Source organism: Listeria sp. MAN/IMW/UF555, assembly GCF_058684075.1.
Genome location: NZ_JBZWZS010000005.1, coordinates 62262 through 78069, shown reverse-complemented (window position 1 = coordinate 78069; position 15808 = coordinate 62262). Strand labels below are relative to the sequence as shown.

16 protein-coding genes and 1 other annotated feature are annotated in these 15808 nt (G+C 35.6%); of the genes, 15 read left to right on the top strand and 1 reads right to left on the bottom strand.

All coding sequences use genetic code 11. The annotated features are described in order from the left end of the window. The first annotated feature begins 9 nt into the window (after positions 1 to 9). The 4 genes from AC4PG8_RS13630 to AC4PG8_RS13615 all read left to right on the top strand — a co-directional run bounded on the left by AC4PG8_RS13630 (position 10) and on the right by AC4PG8_RS13615 (position 4127). Positions 10 to 942 (top strand): diacylglycerol kinase, encoded by a 933-nt coding sequence (locus AC4PG8_RS13630; protein WP_003762823.1) that lies wholly within the window; start codon positions 10 to 12, stop codon positions 940 to 942. Positions 943 to 1089: 147 nt separating this feature from the next. After that, entirely contained in the window at positions 1090 to 1845 is a 756-nt protein-coding gene (locus AC4PG8_RS13625; protein WP_010990994.1) for a hypothetical protein, read from the top strand. 23 nt (positions 1846 to 1868) lie between these two features. Next, complete coding sequence (gene rlmD, locus AC4PG8_RS13620) at positions 1869 to 3230, top strand: 23S rRNA (uracil(1939)-C(5))-methyltransferase RlmD (RefSeq protein ID WP_185547986.1); 1362 nt, start codon at positions 1869 to 1871, stop codon at positions 3228 to 3230. 342 nt (positions 3231 to 3572) lie between these two features. After that, positions 3573 to 4127 carry a molybdate metabolism regulator gene (locus AC4PG8_RS13615; protein ID WP_492170458.1) on the top strand — a complete coding sequence of 185 codons (555 nt, stop codon included), beginning with the start codon at positions 3573 to 3575 and terminating at the stop codon, positions 4125 to 4127. Positions 4128 to 4159: 32 nt separating this feature from the next. Here AC4PG8_RS13615 and AC4PG8_RS13610 read toward each other — a convergent pair whose 3' ends face one another. After that, positions 4160 to 4648 (bottom strand): shikimate kinase, encoded by a 489-nt coding sequence (locus AC4PG8_RS13610; RefSeq protein ID WP_301280211.1) that lies wholly within the window; start codon positions 4646 to 4648, stop codon positions 4160 to 4162. Between the two features lie 206 nt (positions 4649 to 4854). Here AC4PG8_RS13610 and AC4PG8_RS13605 point away from each other — a divergent pair, with 206 nt between their 5' ends. The 11 genes from AC4PG8_RS13605 to AC4PG8_RS13555 all read left to right on the top strand — a co-directional run bounded on the left by AC4PG8_RS13605 (position 4855) and on the right by AC4PG8_RS13555 (position 15733). Further along, positions 4855 to 5364, top strand: coding sequence for a hypothetical protein (locus AC4PG8_RS13605; RefSeq protein WP_492170457.1), 510 nt, complete (start codon positions 4855 to 4857; stop codon positions 5362 to 5364). Positions 5365 to 5493: 129 nt separating this feature from the next. Then, positions 5494 to 6261, top strand: coding sequence for an ABC transporter ATP-binding protein (locus AC4PG8_RS13600; protein ID WP_160464862.1), 768 nt, complete (start codon positions 5494 to 5496; stop codon positions 6259 to 6261). Further along, positions 6251 to 8230 carry an ABC transporter permease gene (locus tag AC4PG8_RS13595; protein WP_185482732.1) on the top strand — a complete coding sequence of 660 codons (1980 nt, stop codon included), beginning with the start codon at positions 6251 to 6253 and terminating at the stop codon, positions 8228 to 8230. The genes AC4PG8_RS13600 and AC4PG8_RS13595 overlap by 11 nt, the downstream gene beginning before the upstream one ends. Positions 8231 to 8291: 61 nt before the next feature. Further along, a complete protein-coding gene (gene virR, locus AC4PG8_RS13590; RefSeq protein ID WP_003762805.1) occupies positions 8292 to 8969 on the top strand; it encodes a two-component system response regulator VirR in 678 nt (225 codons plus the stop codon). A 71-nt stretch (positions 8970 to 9040) separates the two neighbouring features. Further along, on the top strand, positions 9041 to 9916 hold the full coding sequence (locus tag AC4PG8_RS13585) for an SDR family oxidoreductase (RefSeq protein WP_003769037.1): 876 nt from the start codon (positions 9041 to 9043) through the stop codon (positions 9914 to 9916). Between the two features lie 20 nt (positions 9917 to 9936). Beyond that, positions 9937 to 10395 carry a hypothetical protein gene (locus tag AC4PG8_RS13580; RefSeq protein ID WP_003762800.1) on the top strand — a complete coding sequence of 153 codons (459 nt, stop codon included), beginning with the start codon at positions 9937 to 9939 and terminating at the stop codon, positions 10393 to 10395. A gap of 20 nt (positions 10396 to 10415) precedes the next feature. Next, on the top strand, positions 10416 to 12155 hold the full coding sequence (ade, locus tag AC4PG8_RS13575; RefSeq protein ID WP_492170456.1) for an adenine deaminase: 1740 nt from the start codon (positions 10416 to 10418) through the stop codon (positions 12153 to 12155). A 21-nt stretch (positions 12156 to 12176) separates the two neighbouring features. Continuing rightward, entirely contained in the window at positions 12177 to 13217 is a 1041-nt protein-coding gene (locus AC4PG8_RS13570; RefSeq protein WP_070751874.1) for a sensor histidine kinase, read from the top strand. A 102-nt stretch (positions 13218 to 13319) separates the two neighbouring features. Continuing rightward, positions 13320 to 13560, top strand: a binding site (T-box leader). Positions 13561 to 13616: 56 nt separating this feature from the next. Beyond that, positions 13617 to 14258, top strand: coding sequence for an amino acid ABC transporter permease (locus AC4PG8_RS13565; protein ID WP_003769032.1), 642 nt, complete (start codon positions 13617 to 13619; stop codon positions 14256 to 14258). A 10-nt stretch (positions 14259 to 14268) separates the two neighbouring features. Then, positions 14269 to 14916 carry an amino acid ABC transporter ATP-binding protein gene (locus AC4PG8_RS13560; RefSeq protein WP_160464858.1) on the top strand — a complete coding sequence of 216 codons (648 nt, stop codon included), beginning with the start codon at positions 14269 to 14271 and terminating at the stop codon, positions 14914 to 14916. 1 nt (position 14917) lies between these two features. Then, a complete protein-coding gene (locus AC4PG8_RS13555; RefSeq protein WP_010990988.1) occupies positions 14918 to 15733 on the top strand; it encodes an amino acid ABC transporter substrate-binding protein in 816 nt (271 codons plus the stop codon). Positions 15734 to 15808 lie beyond the last annotated feature (75 nt).

Sequence of the window (15808 nt, the reverse complement as noted above, 5' to 3'; positions counted from 1 at the left end):
ACGAACATAATGCAAAAACACGCTCGAGTTATTTATAATCCTACATCTGGAAGAGAGATTATCAAGAAAAATCTCGCAGATGTCCTTTCGATATTAGAGCAAGCAGGTTATGTAACATCTGCACATGCCACAACTGCAGAGCCAGGTGACGCCAAGCACGCAGCAGAAGAAGCTGTAAGAGATCGATATGATTTAGTCGTTGCAGCGGGCGGAGATGGTACCATTAATGAAGTTATTAATGGGATTGCAGAACAACCTTATCGACCAAAAGTAGGGATTATTCCAACCGGGACAACCAACGATTTTGCAAGAGCCTTACATGTTCCTAGAGACGTGATAAAAGCAACGAAGATTATAGCAGCTGGTCAAAGTGTAGCAATGGATATAGGTAAAGCAAATGATACTTATTTTATTAATATTGGTGGTGGAGGTAGGCTTACAGAGCTCACGTACGACGTCCCAAGCAGATTAAAAACAATGCTTGGACAATTAGCTTATTACTTAAAAGGAATTGAAATGCTCCCTTCCTTAAAAGCTACCAAAGTAAAAGTAGAATATGATCAAGGTGTCTTTGAAGGGGAAGTAATGTTTTTTCTTTTAGGTTTAACCAATTCTATTGGAGGCTTTGAAAAAATTGCTCCTGATGCCAAGTTAGATGATGGTAAGTTTTCTCTCATCATCGTCAAAAAAGTGAATTTAGCAGAATTTATTCGCTTAGTTACTCTGGCGCTTAGAGGAGATCATATTAAAGAACCAAACGTTATTTATGTAAAATCAGAAAAAGTAAGTGTACACTCTGAAGACAAGATGCTTATTAACCTTGACGGAGAACTTGGCGGCGAAACCCCGATGGAATTCCGCAACTTAAAACAGCATATCGAATTTTTTGCGAGTGTAGATGATATTCCAGCAACCGATTTATTTATAAAAGAAAATAGCTAAAAACTGCCCAGCTTGGTAGTTTTTTTCTTTAGCCTAAATGTCCTAACTGCAACATAGTAAAAAGGATGTAATTATTGTTAGATATTTGTCTTATTTGCGCAAAACAAGTATAATAGGTATCTTGACAAGAAATGAGGTGAATGCGATATGACGAGTGGATATGTATTAAAAAAATTCATTATGGTAATTGTTATCCTTATCATTGCTATCGCAGCGGCTATATTTTTCTTTTGGCAAGTTGATGCCGAAGAACAAGCGCCGACAGTCAGTAAATCAGAATTAATTGAAAGTAATAAAGTGTGGATAAACGACCAAATGCAAATTCCCTTAGAGGATAATGTATTTCTATCTATCCCATCTCCAAGTACTGAAGCAACAATCGCTAAAAACGGCGATTTAATCATAGCAACAACTAATCCAGAAATTTTAAATAAATTAGCAGCTTCTAATAGTCGTTATGACGGAATGAAGGCATATCGTCTTCGCATTGAAGCGAAAAAAGTTTCGGAATATATTACTAATACAAAATATCGTTATCCAACAACGACCGTCCAAAAAAAGCTTGCTAATTACGAAATTAAAAGCGGCGAACGAACAATCGAAACAGGTCAAAAAGCTATAAAAGCAGAATCAACTAAAAAAAGCGATATTAAATTAACACTTGAAACAACTTATTCAAGTAAGGACGCAGAAGTTGCTGCAGCTATTTTTAGCAATAAAATTCCCGATGAAATAACTATAAATGACAATACAAAAAATTTAAGTACTCAAAAAAACGTAACGATTTATCCAAAATCATTTGTTTATGATTTTACTTTACAAAAAAATACGATGCTTATATTTAAAGACCAAAAAGAAGCAACTATCACAGAACCAATCGGCATCGAATACATTATTAAGTAAAGCAAAGAGAGGGGCAAGGGACTTTGGAAGCATCCCTTTTAAAAAAGAACCAATCCGTAGAACTAACTATTGAAGATTTAACACATGACGGCAGTGGTGTAGGTAAGATTGATGGCTATCCGCTTTTCATTCCAAATGCATTACCAGGAGAAAAGATAACTGCAAAAATTACTAAATTAAATAAAAATTACGGCTTTGCGCGGATGGAAAATATTGAAGTTGTTAGTGCTGAACGTGTTGAACCACCTTGTGCCGTTTATTCAAAATGTGGTGGCTGTAGCTTACAACATTTGAGCTACGATGGACAACTAGCTTTTAAACGAAACCAAGTAGAAGAAACAATGAAACGCATTGGTAAGTTAAATGTAGAAGTACCAGACACGCTTGGTATGGAAAACCCGTGGCGCTATCGTAATAAATCACAAGTTCCAGTTGGCTTTGTGAACGGAAAATTAACAGCCGGTTTTTATCAAAAAAGAAGCCATGATATTATTGATATGTCGACATGTCTAATTCACAATGAAAAAGGGGATGTTGCCGTTCAAAAAACAAGAGAAATCTTGGCAAAATATGGGACAGAACCTTACGATGAAAAAACAGGTAAAGGTGATATTCGCCATATTATGACTAGGTTTGCGCACACTACAGGTCAATTAATGATTGTCCTTGTAACAACGAAAGAGCGCCTTCCTTTTAAAGCGGAAATTATTCAAGACTTAACGAATCAACTAGAAGTAACGTCCATCGTTCAAAATATTAACCCACAAAAAACAAATGTGATTTTCGGTGATCGTACGAAAACACTTTGGGGAAGTGATATTATTGAAGATACAATTCATGGTATTAGATTCGCTATTTCGGCACGTTCTTTTTATCAAGTAAATCCTTTGCAAACAGAGATTTTATATCAACAAGCTATTGATTCCGCCGAGTTAACGGGAGAAGAAACCGTGATTGATGCATATTGCGGGATTGGCTCGATCTCACTTTGTCTTGCGAAAAAAGCCAAACATGTTTACGGTGTTGAAATTGTTGACCAAGCTATTCAAGATGCCCGTGCGAATGCTGAATTAAACAATCTAACGAATACAACCTTTGAAACAGGTAAAGCCGAAGAAGTTATTCCACAGTGGTATAAGAACGGGATTGTAGCGGATGTTTTAGTAGTAGACCCACCGAGAAAAGGTTGTGATGAAACACTACTTGAAACAATTCTTGCAATGAAACCAAAGAAAGTAGTATATGTTTCTTGTAATCCAGGGACGCTTGCTCGAGATATGAAGATATTAACAGAAGGCGGTTATGAAGCGAAGAAAGTGCAACCAGTAGATATGTTTCCGATGACGACACATATTGAAGCTGTGACCGTTTTAACCTTAAAATAAACATACAAAAACCGCCAAAATGGGATAAATGGCGGTTTTTGCTTTTCGAGTGTGTGTGGTTGACTAAGTCAAATTAACAGACGTGATTTACGAAAATCAAGTCCAATTATTATTTAACCACGAAATAAAAATATGGTCAAAGGTGTTATTTTTAACTTTTCAAATATTAGAATCGATAAATTTTACTGTTTCAGCACTAAAAAGTTAAATAAAACACGAATTAAGGGCTGAGGGCACAAGAAATTGTCGCTAAATTGTCATAATATTTTTTTGCTTTCCATAACCGTGCGAATTTGGTAAGATGTATGTAACAGATTTCACATGAATGGAGGAACTTATAAAATGGCTATTACAATGTATATTGACCGCCCAGATGCTGCTCTTGACTTAGAGACAACCCATCCCCATTTTAAAGAACATTTTAAAGCAAGTTACTATTTAGACAAAAACGATGCTTATAGTCCTTTTGGATATGCCGATGGAATGGAGGTACTTCATCGTTTAGAAGAATATTTTAGTGATAAAAGTGACCAAGGACTTAATTTAGCAGCTTTTCCGAAATACATGATGGAAACAGTCAAACATTCCACTTATATACCAGCCAAAGACGACGGGGTAGACCGTTTACAACAACTTTTAGCGGAATATGGTAGCGCTCTTAGAGAGTCGGACCGGATAACTGTATCGGCTGCGTTAGCACAAATTAAGATAACTGGCTATGTATTGCCCGCTCTTCGTGATGCCGCACTCGAAGCACTCCATCGCGAAATAGAATTAAATAAAATCGAAAATATCGATGCAGGTTACGCAGATAGTATGTTTTATGACTTATTAACATTTACAAGAGATTATACTTCTGTTTTACCCGATATGTGGTGTCGACACTGCACGGAATAAAAAAAGAGCGCTAATATTATTAGCGCTCTTTTTTACTTATCTAGCATGGCTAAAATGGCTTTAGCGACTTCGTGTTGATTACGGTTGTCCGTGTTGACAATGAAGTCTGCGGAATCTTGATAATGGGCAATTCTCGGTTCGAAAATTGCTCGGATTTCTTCAGGTGTCTTTTGTTGAACTAGCGGGCGTGTTGTATCACCTTTTAAGCGGTTCATAAATACTTCCGGATCGGTTTCTAAATAAATAACTGGATATGTATTTTTTAAGACTTTTCTATTTTCAGGATTTAGAACAATGCCACCGCCTGTTGCAATAACGGCTTTGGTATTAGCTAGTTCTTTTAATTTTTCGTGTTCTAGTCGGCGGAATTCTTGTTCACCATACTTCGCAAAAATTTCAGATACACTCATTCCTTGTTCGCGAGTAACTACTTCGTCAATATCAATATAAGGCAAATCAGCTAATTTCGCGAGTATATTGCCGACTGTTGTTTTTCCAGCTCCCATGAAGCCAATTAAGATAACTTGATCGATGATGTTCTCCTCCTTTATTATTTCTTATATTTTACTACTTAAAAGCATTAAAGAAATTATATCACAAATGCTAGAAACGTCAACTGTAAATAATCCATTTTGATAGCAGTTTTTAAACGATAGAATGCTTTCTTTCCATTGTAGTATATTTCTAGTACAATAGAAATAAGAGAGAAGTAAACTGGAGGAAGAAAATGATAGAAAATGAGCTAAATCAAGCGAATAAAACAGAAAAAATCGAATTTGGCGTAAACCGACGCCTTATTTTTTCAAGTTGTTTACTTTGGATTGCTACCGGATTATTGTTATATGTAATTTTTAGTCATATAAAAGGCGTTACAGGTACAGAAGAAGTGATTTTACTTGTATTTATTGGTCTTTGTGTTTTACGGCCATTACTGCGTTTAATCAATATCGCACCCACTGTAGAGTTAACAGAACGTGGGCTTGCTTATCGTGGCGATTTTAAGCCGTGGAATGAAATTAAAGGGACAGAACTAATTAAGCCAGCAGTAATTCTTTTTTCTCAGGGAAGATTAAAGATTATGACATCGATTAACGGACGGGAAGAAGTTGCTTGGGATATTGTTGCGGCAGATGTGTCTGTTAGTTTAGAAGAATTAAGAGCAATTATCCAGTCCATGCAAGAAACGTATACAGATGATAATACAGTTGGGGAAGAAATATTCATTGAAAAAAAATAATAACAAGAATCATTTTTCTGTTTTCTTAAAATAGGGAGATGATTTTTTGATAAATACATCTATAGACCATGGTATCTTGCTTCATTATAGGGTAAAATAAGCAAATAATCGTGTAACGGGAGGAAAACAATGGATACAGTGCTAAAGGCGCTTAAAGTCAGAAAAGTATATGGTTCAAAAGGAAATTTGTTTTCTGCGTTAGGAAGTATTAGTTTAGAAATACAAAGAGGCTCATTTGTAGGTATTATGGGTCCATCAGGTGCAGGGAAATCTACATTACTTAATGTTTTATCTTCTATAGATAAGCCAACTTCTGGAGAAATAGAAATTGGCGGAAAACAGCTGTCTAAAATGAAAGGGAAAGATTTAGCAGTGTTTCGTAGAGATCAACTAGGATTTATTTTTCAAGATTATAATTTATTAGATACAATGACAGTTAAAGATAATATTGTGCTACCTCTGGCCTTAGCTCGAGTAAAGCAAGCAGAAATTGATGAACGTTTTGAAATTATTGCACGTCAGTTTGGCATTTATGATTTACGGAATAAATACCCGACAGATATTTCAGGTGGGCAAAAACAAAGAACGGCGGTTTGTCGCGCAATGATTACCGAACCAACATTAATCTTTGCTGATGAACCAACTGGAGCTCTTGATTCTAAAGCGGCAACTAACTTGTTAGAAGGTCTCTCTCAAGCTAAAAGTGTTCGAGATTCTACCATTTTGATGGTAACTCATGATGCTTTTGCGGCGAGTTACTGCGAACGGATTATGTTCATTAAAGACGGCGAAATTTTTACAGAAATATACCGAGGAACAAGTTCAAGAAAACAATTTTTCCAAAAGGTGTTAGATGTGTTGGCACTTCTTGGAGGTGGCGAAAATAATGTTATTTAAAATCGCGCTGACCAATATGCGAAAGAATTTTAATCAATATATCGTCTATTTTGTTTCGCTTATTGTGTGTGTATTAGTATTTTTTACTTTTGTCTCACTGTCTTATAATCCGCTCATAGACAAGGTGTTTAAACGATGGGAATTATTTGGGCCAGCAATGTTTTCATCGGCAAGTTTAATGTTGATATTATTTATTTTCTTTTTCATATTTTATTCTAATAGCTTCTTTCTTAAAAGAAGAAAACGAGAAATCGGACTTTATTCATTACTTGGTTTACGTAAGTCGCAAGTAGTTTTAGTTTTATTTTATGAAAATGCTTTGTTATACATGCTTGCGACCTTATTTGGTATTTTAATTGGCATATTTTCTTCAAAGTTTTTCGCGATGATTTTGTTTTGGATTGTTGGACTCGCGATTGATGCTGAATTTATTATTTCATTTAAAGCAGTTCTTGATACTGGGCTTGTCTTTTTTTGTATCATGCTGTTCACTTCTTTTTATGCTGTTTATATTGTATTAAGATATAATTTAAGCCAATTGTTTAAAAATGATCAAAAAGAAGAGAAATTGGCTAAGGGTTCTATTTTTCTTATGTTAATTGGACTTGCTCTTATTATTTTTGGTTATTATTTGGCAACAAGTAATATTGAAGTATCACCAATTTGGCTAACATATGATTTTTTTGATGTAATTTTAGTTATTTTATGTTCTGTTATTTTAGGGACGTGGCTTATGGTGAGGTTTGGCACGCCGTATGTGATTCGGAAGTTATATAGTAATAAACGTTTCTTTTATAACGGAACAAACATGATTGGTGTTACCTCCCTTCGCTTTAGGTTAAAGAAAAATGCAGGAACGATTGCGATGATTGCAGTATTAAGCGCGACGACATTAACGATTATTGGATCGATGAGTAGTTTTTATGTTCGAACAATTAATGACATTTCAGCAGAAAACCCTTCTAGTTACCAAGTGCTTGATATTTCGGCTAAAGATGAACGAGAAATTATTCAAACGATACAAAATGACCAAGATCACAAATTAAAAAGTTTGATGCAAGCGGAAATGGTTAGTGCTACGCTAGAATATAAAGATATTCCTAAATATAAAACGCGGATGGATAACATGATTCATACGGTCGTAGCAGAATCCGAATATAACCGCATTGGCGCCAAACAGCAAAGTGATTTTGAGAAGCCGAAAAAGCTTTCTTATGGAGACGCCATCTTACTTGGAAAAAATACGTATTATGCAAGACAAGAGATTCAAGATAAGTGGCTATCAAGAAAAATGGTAGTCCAGTCGAATGAGTCTTTAGCGAAAAAAATGCCACCAATAAAAGTAGTTGATTTTCGAGAGAATTCGATTTTCAATACGGGTATTTCTTATGAGACGCTCGTTGTATCAGATGAATATTATGATGATTTGGAAAGGCTATTCGCACCAGAAATAGTGGCAATGTTTGATATTACGAATCCCAATCACAGTGAAGAATTAGATAAGAAAGTACAGACTATCGTGGACGGGGAACCTTCTCTTTTTTCTGAAAATGTTTCGTCCTATTATACGAATTATCACTTGATTTCCACGCTAGTAGGTTCGCTATTATTTATTGGGATTTTCATCGGTATTGTATTTTTCTTAGCGACAGGAAGTATTATTTATTTTAAACTTGTAACAGATGCTGTTTCTGAGAAGTCTAAGTTTGATATATTATTTAAATTAGGTGTTACCGAAAAAGAAGTACGAAGGATTATTTCCAAACAAGTTTGGCCAATTTTTGCCATTCCGTTATTTTTTGGAATTGCCCATTCAATGGCTGCATTATGGGGAATTTCGATTAATTTAATGGATAATATCAAATATCCTGTTTTAATTGGAACAGGTATTTACATTATTTGTTATGCTGCTTATTACTTTTTATGTATTAATTCTTTTATTAAAATCGTTATGGCAGATAAAAAGTAATTGGCTTTTGTGTTTAATTCAGCTAAAATGAAAAGAGAGTTCTGCCGAGGAGGTACAAGAAATGGTTAAGGTATATATCGTAGAAGATGATGAGGTAATTCGTGATACTATTAGAAAACATTTAAGTAAATGGGGATTTGAAATAGGGGTTGTTGATGATTTCAATAATATTTTGCAAGAGTTTTTATCATTTGAGCCCCAATTGGTTATTTTAGATGTGAATCTTCCATTTTTTGATGGGTTCTACTGGTGTAATCAAATTCGCGAAGTTTCGAATGTACCTATTATTTTCTTATCATCACGTAACTCGCGAATGGATCAAATCATGGGAATGAACATGGGAGCAGATTATTATATTGAAAAGCCAGTAGATTTGGATGTTTTAATGGCTCGGATCAATGCACTTTTAAGACGGACATATTCGTATGCGGATTTAGAAGAAGCGAACGTAATGGAACATAATAATGTATTTTTACACATTGATACTAATACACTTACCCATTTAGAAGATAAAATTGAATTAACGAAAAACGAATTTTTGATTTTATATGAATTAATGAAACAAAAAGGTAGTATTGTAAGTCGTGACGAAATTATGCGTGCACTTTGGGAAGATGAAAGTTTTGTCGATGATAATACACTTACAGTCAACGTTGTACGAATTCGTAAAAAACTAGCAGAAATCGGCTTAGATGAATTTATTAAGACGAAAAAAGGCCAAGGTTATATGATTGAATGAAGTAAGAAAACAGGAAGATAGCGCCAAAAAACGCGAACTTCCTGTTTTTCGTAAATTAAGGAGGAGTCAAAATGAAAATTTTAGTATTTGGTGGTACGCGTTTTTTTGGAAAGAAATTAGTAGAACGACTTGTTTCCGCTGGGCATGATGTCACAATTGGCACTAGAGGAAAAACAAAAGATGATTTTGGCGATTCTGTAAAACATGTTGTACTAGACCGCGAATCTAGAGACGCCTTATTCCAATTAGCAAAAGAAGAATGGGACGTTATTTATGATAATATTTGTTTCTCACCGCGAGAAGCTCTTTATGCAGTAGATGCATTTAAAGGCAAAGTAAAACGATACATATATACATCTTCTCTGTCCGTTTATAGTCAAAAAGGTCGCGCGTTGGTGGAAGATGATTTTAATCCAAAACATTATGAAATTGTTATTGGTGACAAAGATGATTTTGATTACGGGGAAGGAAAACGCCTTGCTGAAGCTGTGTTTTTTCAAAAAGCCTCTTTTCCAGTGGTAGCAGTTCGTTTTCCGATTGTCCTTGGACTCGATGATTATACGAAACGTCTACATTTTCATTTGGAGCATATTAAAAACCATGAAGAAATTGGTATTAGTAATGCGCAGGCGGAAATAAGTTTTATTACTTCAGATGAAGCAGCTCATTTTTTAGAATGGGTAGGGGTGGATTCAGACCTTACTGGACCAATTAATGCTAGCTCTAACGGTACATATTCGTTAAATGCTTTTATCAAAATGCTTGAAGCGAAAACAGGTGAAGTGGCACTCGTTGAAGAAGTAACAGATGATGTGGATGATTCGCCGTTTAGCATCAATAAAACTTATTACATGGATAATGCAAAAGCAACAGAAGCTGGCTTTACTTTTGAAGATATAAAAGTCTGGTTGCCGGCGCTTGTGACGGATATTTTAAAAGAAAATTAATTTGGAGGCAAAAATATATTATGTTAAATTTTGAAGAGAAAAAAGCGCTAATAGAATCAATCGATGGTTTTGAACTGCATGAAATTTCTATGGGGCGCGTGAACGTACATTATCCAGCGAGTAAAAGGGATAAAAAAATCATCGTCAAACATCTTCATCCTAATGGTAACGCGTTTGTTTATGCGCCGTTTTTAGAAGTAGAACCGCTAGATAAGCAAGGTTACGTCAATGTAAAAGACTACTCTCAAAATGAAATTCGCGTGTTGTTACTTGAAGCGAAAGAGTTTATGGATAAAGATGAAGATGGGTTTAAAGAAGGTTTTACAAAAATATACCAAGATAATGAGGGCGAAAAGCTTTCTTTAGTCTATGAAAATAAAATGTGGGTTATTTATACAGGAGAAAATCTAGAAGCGGTTTTCCCAACTTTAGAAGCTGCAGAAGGTTATTTACTTGATGAAGGTTTTTTTGAAGCATAATTAACGGAGGCGAAAAATCGGTGGAGAATTTAAAGCAACTGCAAGAACGGGTCGCAGTAAGTGATGGCCGTGCAAAAGCAGATTTAGTTATAAAAAATGGACGAATAGTAAATGTGTTTTCAGGTGAAATTATGGAAGGCGATATTGCAATTAAAAATGGTTATATTGCTGGGATTGGTCATTTTCCGGATGCAGATCAAATAATTGATGCCGCTGGAGAATTTATCTCACCGGGCTTTATTGATGCGCACGTCCATGTTGAAAGCGCGATGGTAACCCCTTCTGAGTTTGCCCGGGTGTTACTTCCAAATGGCGTAACTACAATCATTACAGATCCACATGAAATCGCCAATGTTGCCGGAGAAAAAGGGATAGAATTTATGCTTGAAGATGCAAAAGGCGCCCCACTCGATATGTTCGTCATGCTACCATCATCCGTACCAGCAACAGAAGGTGAACATAACGGCGAAACACTTCATGCAAAACATCTCCATCCACTTTATAAACACGAAAAAGTAATCGGTCTCGCAGAAGTAATGGACTTTCCATCCGTTGCAAAAGGTAGCGCAGATATTTTAACAAAAATTATCGATGCAAAACGAGAAGGTGGCAGAATTGATGGCCACGGGGCGGGTTTAACTAGCGCGGATTTAAATAATTATCTTGCTGTTGGAATTCGAACTGATCATGAGAGTACAAGTGCCAAAGAAGCACTTGACCGCTTACGTGCGGGAATGTTTGTTATGTTGCGCGAAGGTACAGTTGGTCGTGATTTAAAGCAAACTATTTCAGCAGTAACGGAGAAAAATAGCCATCGTTTTTGTTTTTGTACGGACGATAAACTAATTAATGATTTAATCACAGAAGGCTCGATTAATTATAATATCCGACTCGCAATTGAAAACGGTATTGAGCCAATCACAGCCATCCAAATGGCGACAATTAATGCAGCTAATTGCCATAACTTGCCTTACCTCGGTGCAGTTGCAGCAGGCTATCAAGCGGATATTGTTTTTCTAAAAGACTTAAAAACAATTGAAATTAGCAAAGTTTTAAAAAATGGACAAGTTGTCGTTGAAAACGGAACTCGTAAAGAAGCAGCCTTTAAAAAGAAAAACAAAGCGAAGTTCATTTCTCCAAAAATTAATCATCATTTAAGCATCAAAGATTTAGAACTTCCATTAACAAATGAAACTTGCTATGTCATTGGAATGCAACAAAATAACCTTTTTACAGAAAAACTAATAGAACAAGTTACAATTAAAAATGGTAAATTTGTTCCGTCAATCGAAAAAGACTTGCTAAAAATGGCTGTTGTGGAACGTCATCATAATACTGGTTGCGTCGGTGTTGGAATTGTTAAAGGTTTCGGCTTAACAGAAGGTGCGATTGCTACGACCGTCGCGCATGATTCCCATAATATTGTCGCAGTTGGTGTGATCGATGAGGCCATGGAAAAAGCAATCAACCATGTGACAAAAACAGGTGGAGGCATTGCAGTAGTAGATGCAGCAGGTAATGTATTGCATGATTTAGCGCTCCAAGTGGCGGGACTTCTTAGTGATAAACCATATGAAGAAGTAGAAAATGATTTGGCAGGCCTTTTAAAAGCATTTAATCAGATTAGTAAAGCTAAGGGGTTTGACCCATTTTTGACATTGTCGTTTCTGACTTTACCAGTAATTCCTGAATTAAAATTAACAGATCAAGGATTGTTTGATTTTGCGACATTCCAAATTATTCCAAATGAAGTAAATTAACTCGAATGAGGGAGGTGCGATATGAACTGGTGGAGCTATATAAAAGATAAACGATTTTTCTTATTGTTCTTTTGCAGTATTATGTTTTTCGTCGGGGTATTAATTTCAATTGATCCTAACAGTAAATTAACTCTCGGGAATTTCATTTACTTATATGTCTTTGTTTTTGTCTTCCTGCTTTCTTACTTAGTGTTAGGCTACTTCTTTAAATACAATTATTGGCGTGAAATGGAAGACCTAGTAAGTGGCGAAATTGAAGAAAATATCATTGAATTATTACCAAAACCGCGAACACGCGAGCAAGCTTTTTTTAATCAGCTAATGGCAAAAAAACATAAAGAAGAATTACGAACCATTAGTAAACTTCAAGATAAACAACAAGAATATCATGATTTCATTTTATACTGGGTACATGAAGTGAAAACTCCTGTTGTAGCAAGCAAAATGTTAATTAATAACCCAGATTTAAATGATACCAAAACCATTTTTAAACAGATTGATGAAGAATTAGAGACAATTGATAAATTAGTAATGCAAGCACTCTATTTTTCAAGGCTTGATACGTTTTCTAAAGACTATTTCATCCAAGAACAAAATCTTGGCGCTGTTATGCGTGAATCAGTTAAGCGTCACTCCAAGCTTTTCATTGGTAAAAAGATGAAACTTGATTTACAAAATGTAGATATTGATGTGCGAACTGATAGTAAATGGCTGGGCTTTATTATCGACCAAGTGTTATCTAACGCATTAAAATATACCGCTGATGGTGGCGATATTCAAATTTGGTGCGATACAGAAGTAACCGGAAAAAAAGTGCTTCACATTAAAGACAACGGTCGAGGTATTAAAGAAGAAGATTTACCTCGCGTCTTTGAACAAGGCTTTACCGGCACAATCGGTCGCCAAGAAAAGAAAGCAACTGGAATGGGGCTATATCTCGCTAAGCAAATGGCGAAGAAATTAGGTCATGAAATTTGTATCGAGTCTAAAAGTGAAGTAGGGACAGAAGTACGCATTTACTTCGAACAAAAAGACGACTACTTACTAATAGCGAAAGATTAATAAAAAGACAAGCAAACGACTAACTGTTTGCTTGTCTTTTTTTGTTCAATTAAAAATGGTTGACTCTATCGCTTTATCGTGGTAGAGTATTAGCAAGAAGAAGTAAAAGCGATGAACAGAACAAGTAGAGCGTCATTCTTTTTAAGAGAGTCCTTGGTTGGTGCGAAAGGATAAAGATAGCGTTATCGAACACATCTCGGAGCTGGTTTACTGAAGCATAAGTGAGTAGGTGAACTCGGGAAAAGCCCGTTATAGCTTGTTAGTCTCGAACTAACTGAGGCTGGTGCTGTGAAGTATCAGTAAATTGAGGTGGAACCACGTGAATAGTATTCTCGTCCTCTTGGCAATTTTGTGCCAAGTGCGACGAGATTTTTTTATGTAAAAAAGGAGCGAAACAATATGGATTATATCATGGAAATTTTACCAGCATTACTTGACGGGGCGAAAACAACCTTACTTGTTTTTGTCGTCACGCTAGTTTGTTCTATCCCACTGGGAGCTATAGTGGCAGTAGGAAACATTAGTAAAATAGCCCCGCTGAAATTTATTTTAAACATTTATATTTGGATTATGCGAGGTACACCATTACTTTTACAATTAATTTTTATCTATTATGGTTTGCCGATTATCGGAGTTGTTTTTGACCGAATGGACGCCGTGTTTATTGCTTTTATTTTAAATTATGCTGCTTATTTCGCAGAGATTTTCCGGGGTGGCTTTTTATCAATCGAAAACGGACAATATGAAAGTGCTAAAGTTCTTGGTCTAACTTACGGTCAAACACTTCGAAAAATTGTTTTACCGCAAGTTGTCAAACGTGTTTTGCCAGCAATCGGAAATGAAGTTATCAATTTAGTAAAAGACTCTTCGTTAGTTTACATCCTGGGCATTGGTGATTTACTAAGAGCAGGAAAAATTGCTATGAGTAGAGACGTTACTTTAATACCGCTCGTATTAGTGGCTGCAATATACTTAGCGTTAACGGCTATCCTAACGCTACTATTTAAACAATTAGAAAAACGTTTTAGTTATTATAAATGAGGTGAAGAAAATGTTGGAAATTAAAAATTTATCGAAAAAATTTGATCAAAAAACGATTTTAGATAATGTGAATATTGCGCTTCAAGACGGGGAAATTCTTTCTATCGTCGGGCCATCCGGTGGCGGGAAAACCACTTTGCTTCGTTGTATTAGTGGTCTTGAAAAAATGGATGCCGGAGAAATTTTTATTGACGGTGAAAAAATTGATCCGATGTCGAGAAAAGATGTGGAAAATACGATTGGCGTAGTTTTTCAAGAATTTCACTTATTTCCACATTTAAGTGTGTTAGATAATTTGATTTTGGCACCGACGCTTGCTAGGAAAACTAAAAAAGAAGAAGCTATTAAAGAAGCTAAAAGGTTACTTGGCTTACTTGATTTAGCAGACAAAGCGGATAATATGCCTTACCAATTATCTGGAGGACAAAAGCAACGTGTGGCTATTGCTCGGGCACTGGCGATGAATCCAAAAGTACTACTATTTGATGAACCGACATCGGCTTTAGATCCTGACTTACGAGATCATGTGGCGTCGTTAATTTTGAGTTTGAAAAATGTTGGTATTACGCAGATTATTGTGACTCATGATCACGATTTTGCCAAAAAAGTTGCAGATCAAATGATGGAAGTCGAACCACTAAAAAAGGAGGCAAACTAATATGAAAAAAGGATTATTAATAACGGTAATGGCAATCGTAATGTTAGCGCTAGGGGCATGTTCAAGTGGTGAATCTAAGGAAGACCAGTGGAGTAGAATTAAAAAAGATAAGGAAGTCGTCATTGGTTTAGATGATAGTTTTGTACCAATGGGATTTCGTGATAAAGATGATAATTTAGTCGGCTTTGATATTGACCTTGCAAAAGCTGTTTTTGAAGAATATGGTATTAAAGCGAAATTTACGCCAATTGACTGGACGATGAAAGAGTCCGAGCTGAAAAATGGTTCGATAGATTTGATTTGGAATGGCTATACGGTAACTGACGCAAGAAAAAAACAAGTTGCATTTAGCAAACCTTACATGAAAAACGAACAAGTATTAGTGACATTGAAATCAAGCAATATTAATAAATTTAGTGATATGAAAGATAAAACGCTAGGGGCTCAAAACGGCGCAAGTTCGATTGATGACATGGCTAAAAAACCAGAAGTGCTCACAGATATTATCAAAAACAACGAACCAGAATTGTATGATACGTTCGATACAGCATTTATTGATTTGAATAATAAACGCATTGACGGCTTGATTATTGATGAAGTATACGCGCGTTATTATATTGATAAACAAAAAAATAAAGATGACTATACTATTATAACTGGTGGCTTTGATCCGACCGATTTTGCTGTAGGTATGCGTAAAAGTGATAAAGAACTGCAATCAAAAATCAATGAAGCGTTTGAAAAATTATACAAAGAAGGAAAAATGCAGGAAATTAGTAAAAAATGGTTTGGTGACGACGAAATCGCTAAGCAGTAGCTAGATTGACAGTAGGTTTAAGTTCCGATACAATTTGAATTATAAATGTCGCAGCCGAATATCCGACCGTGCCAG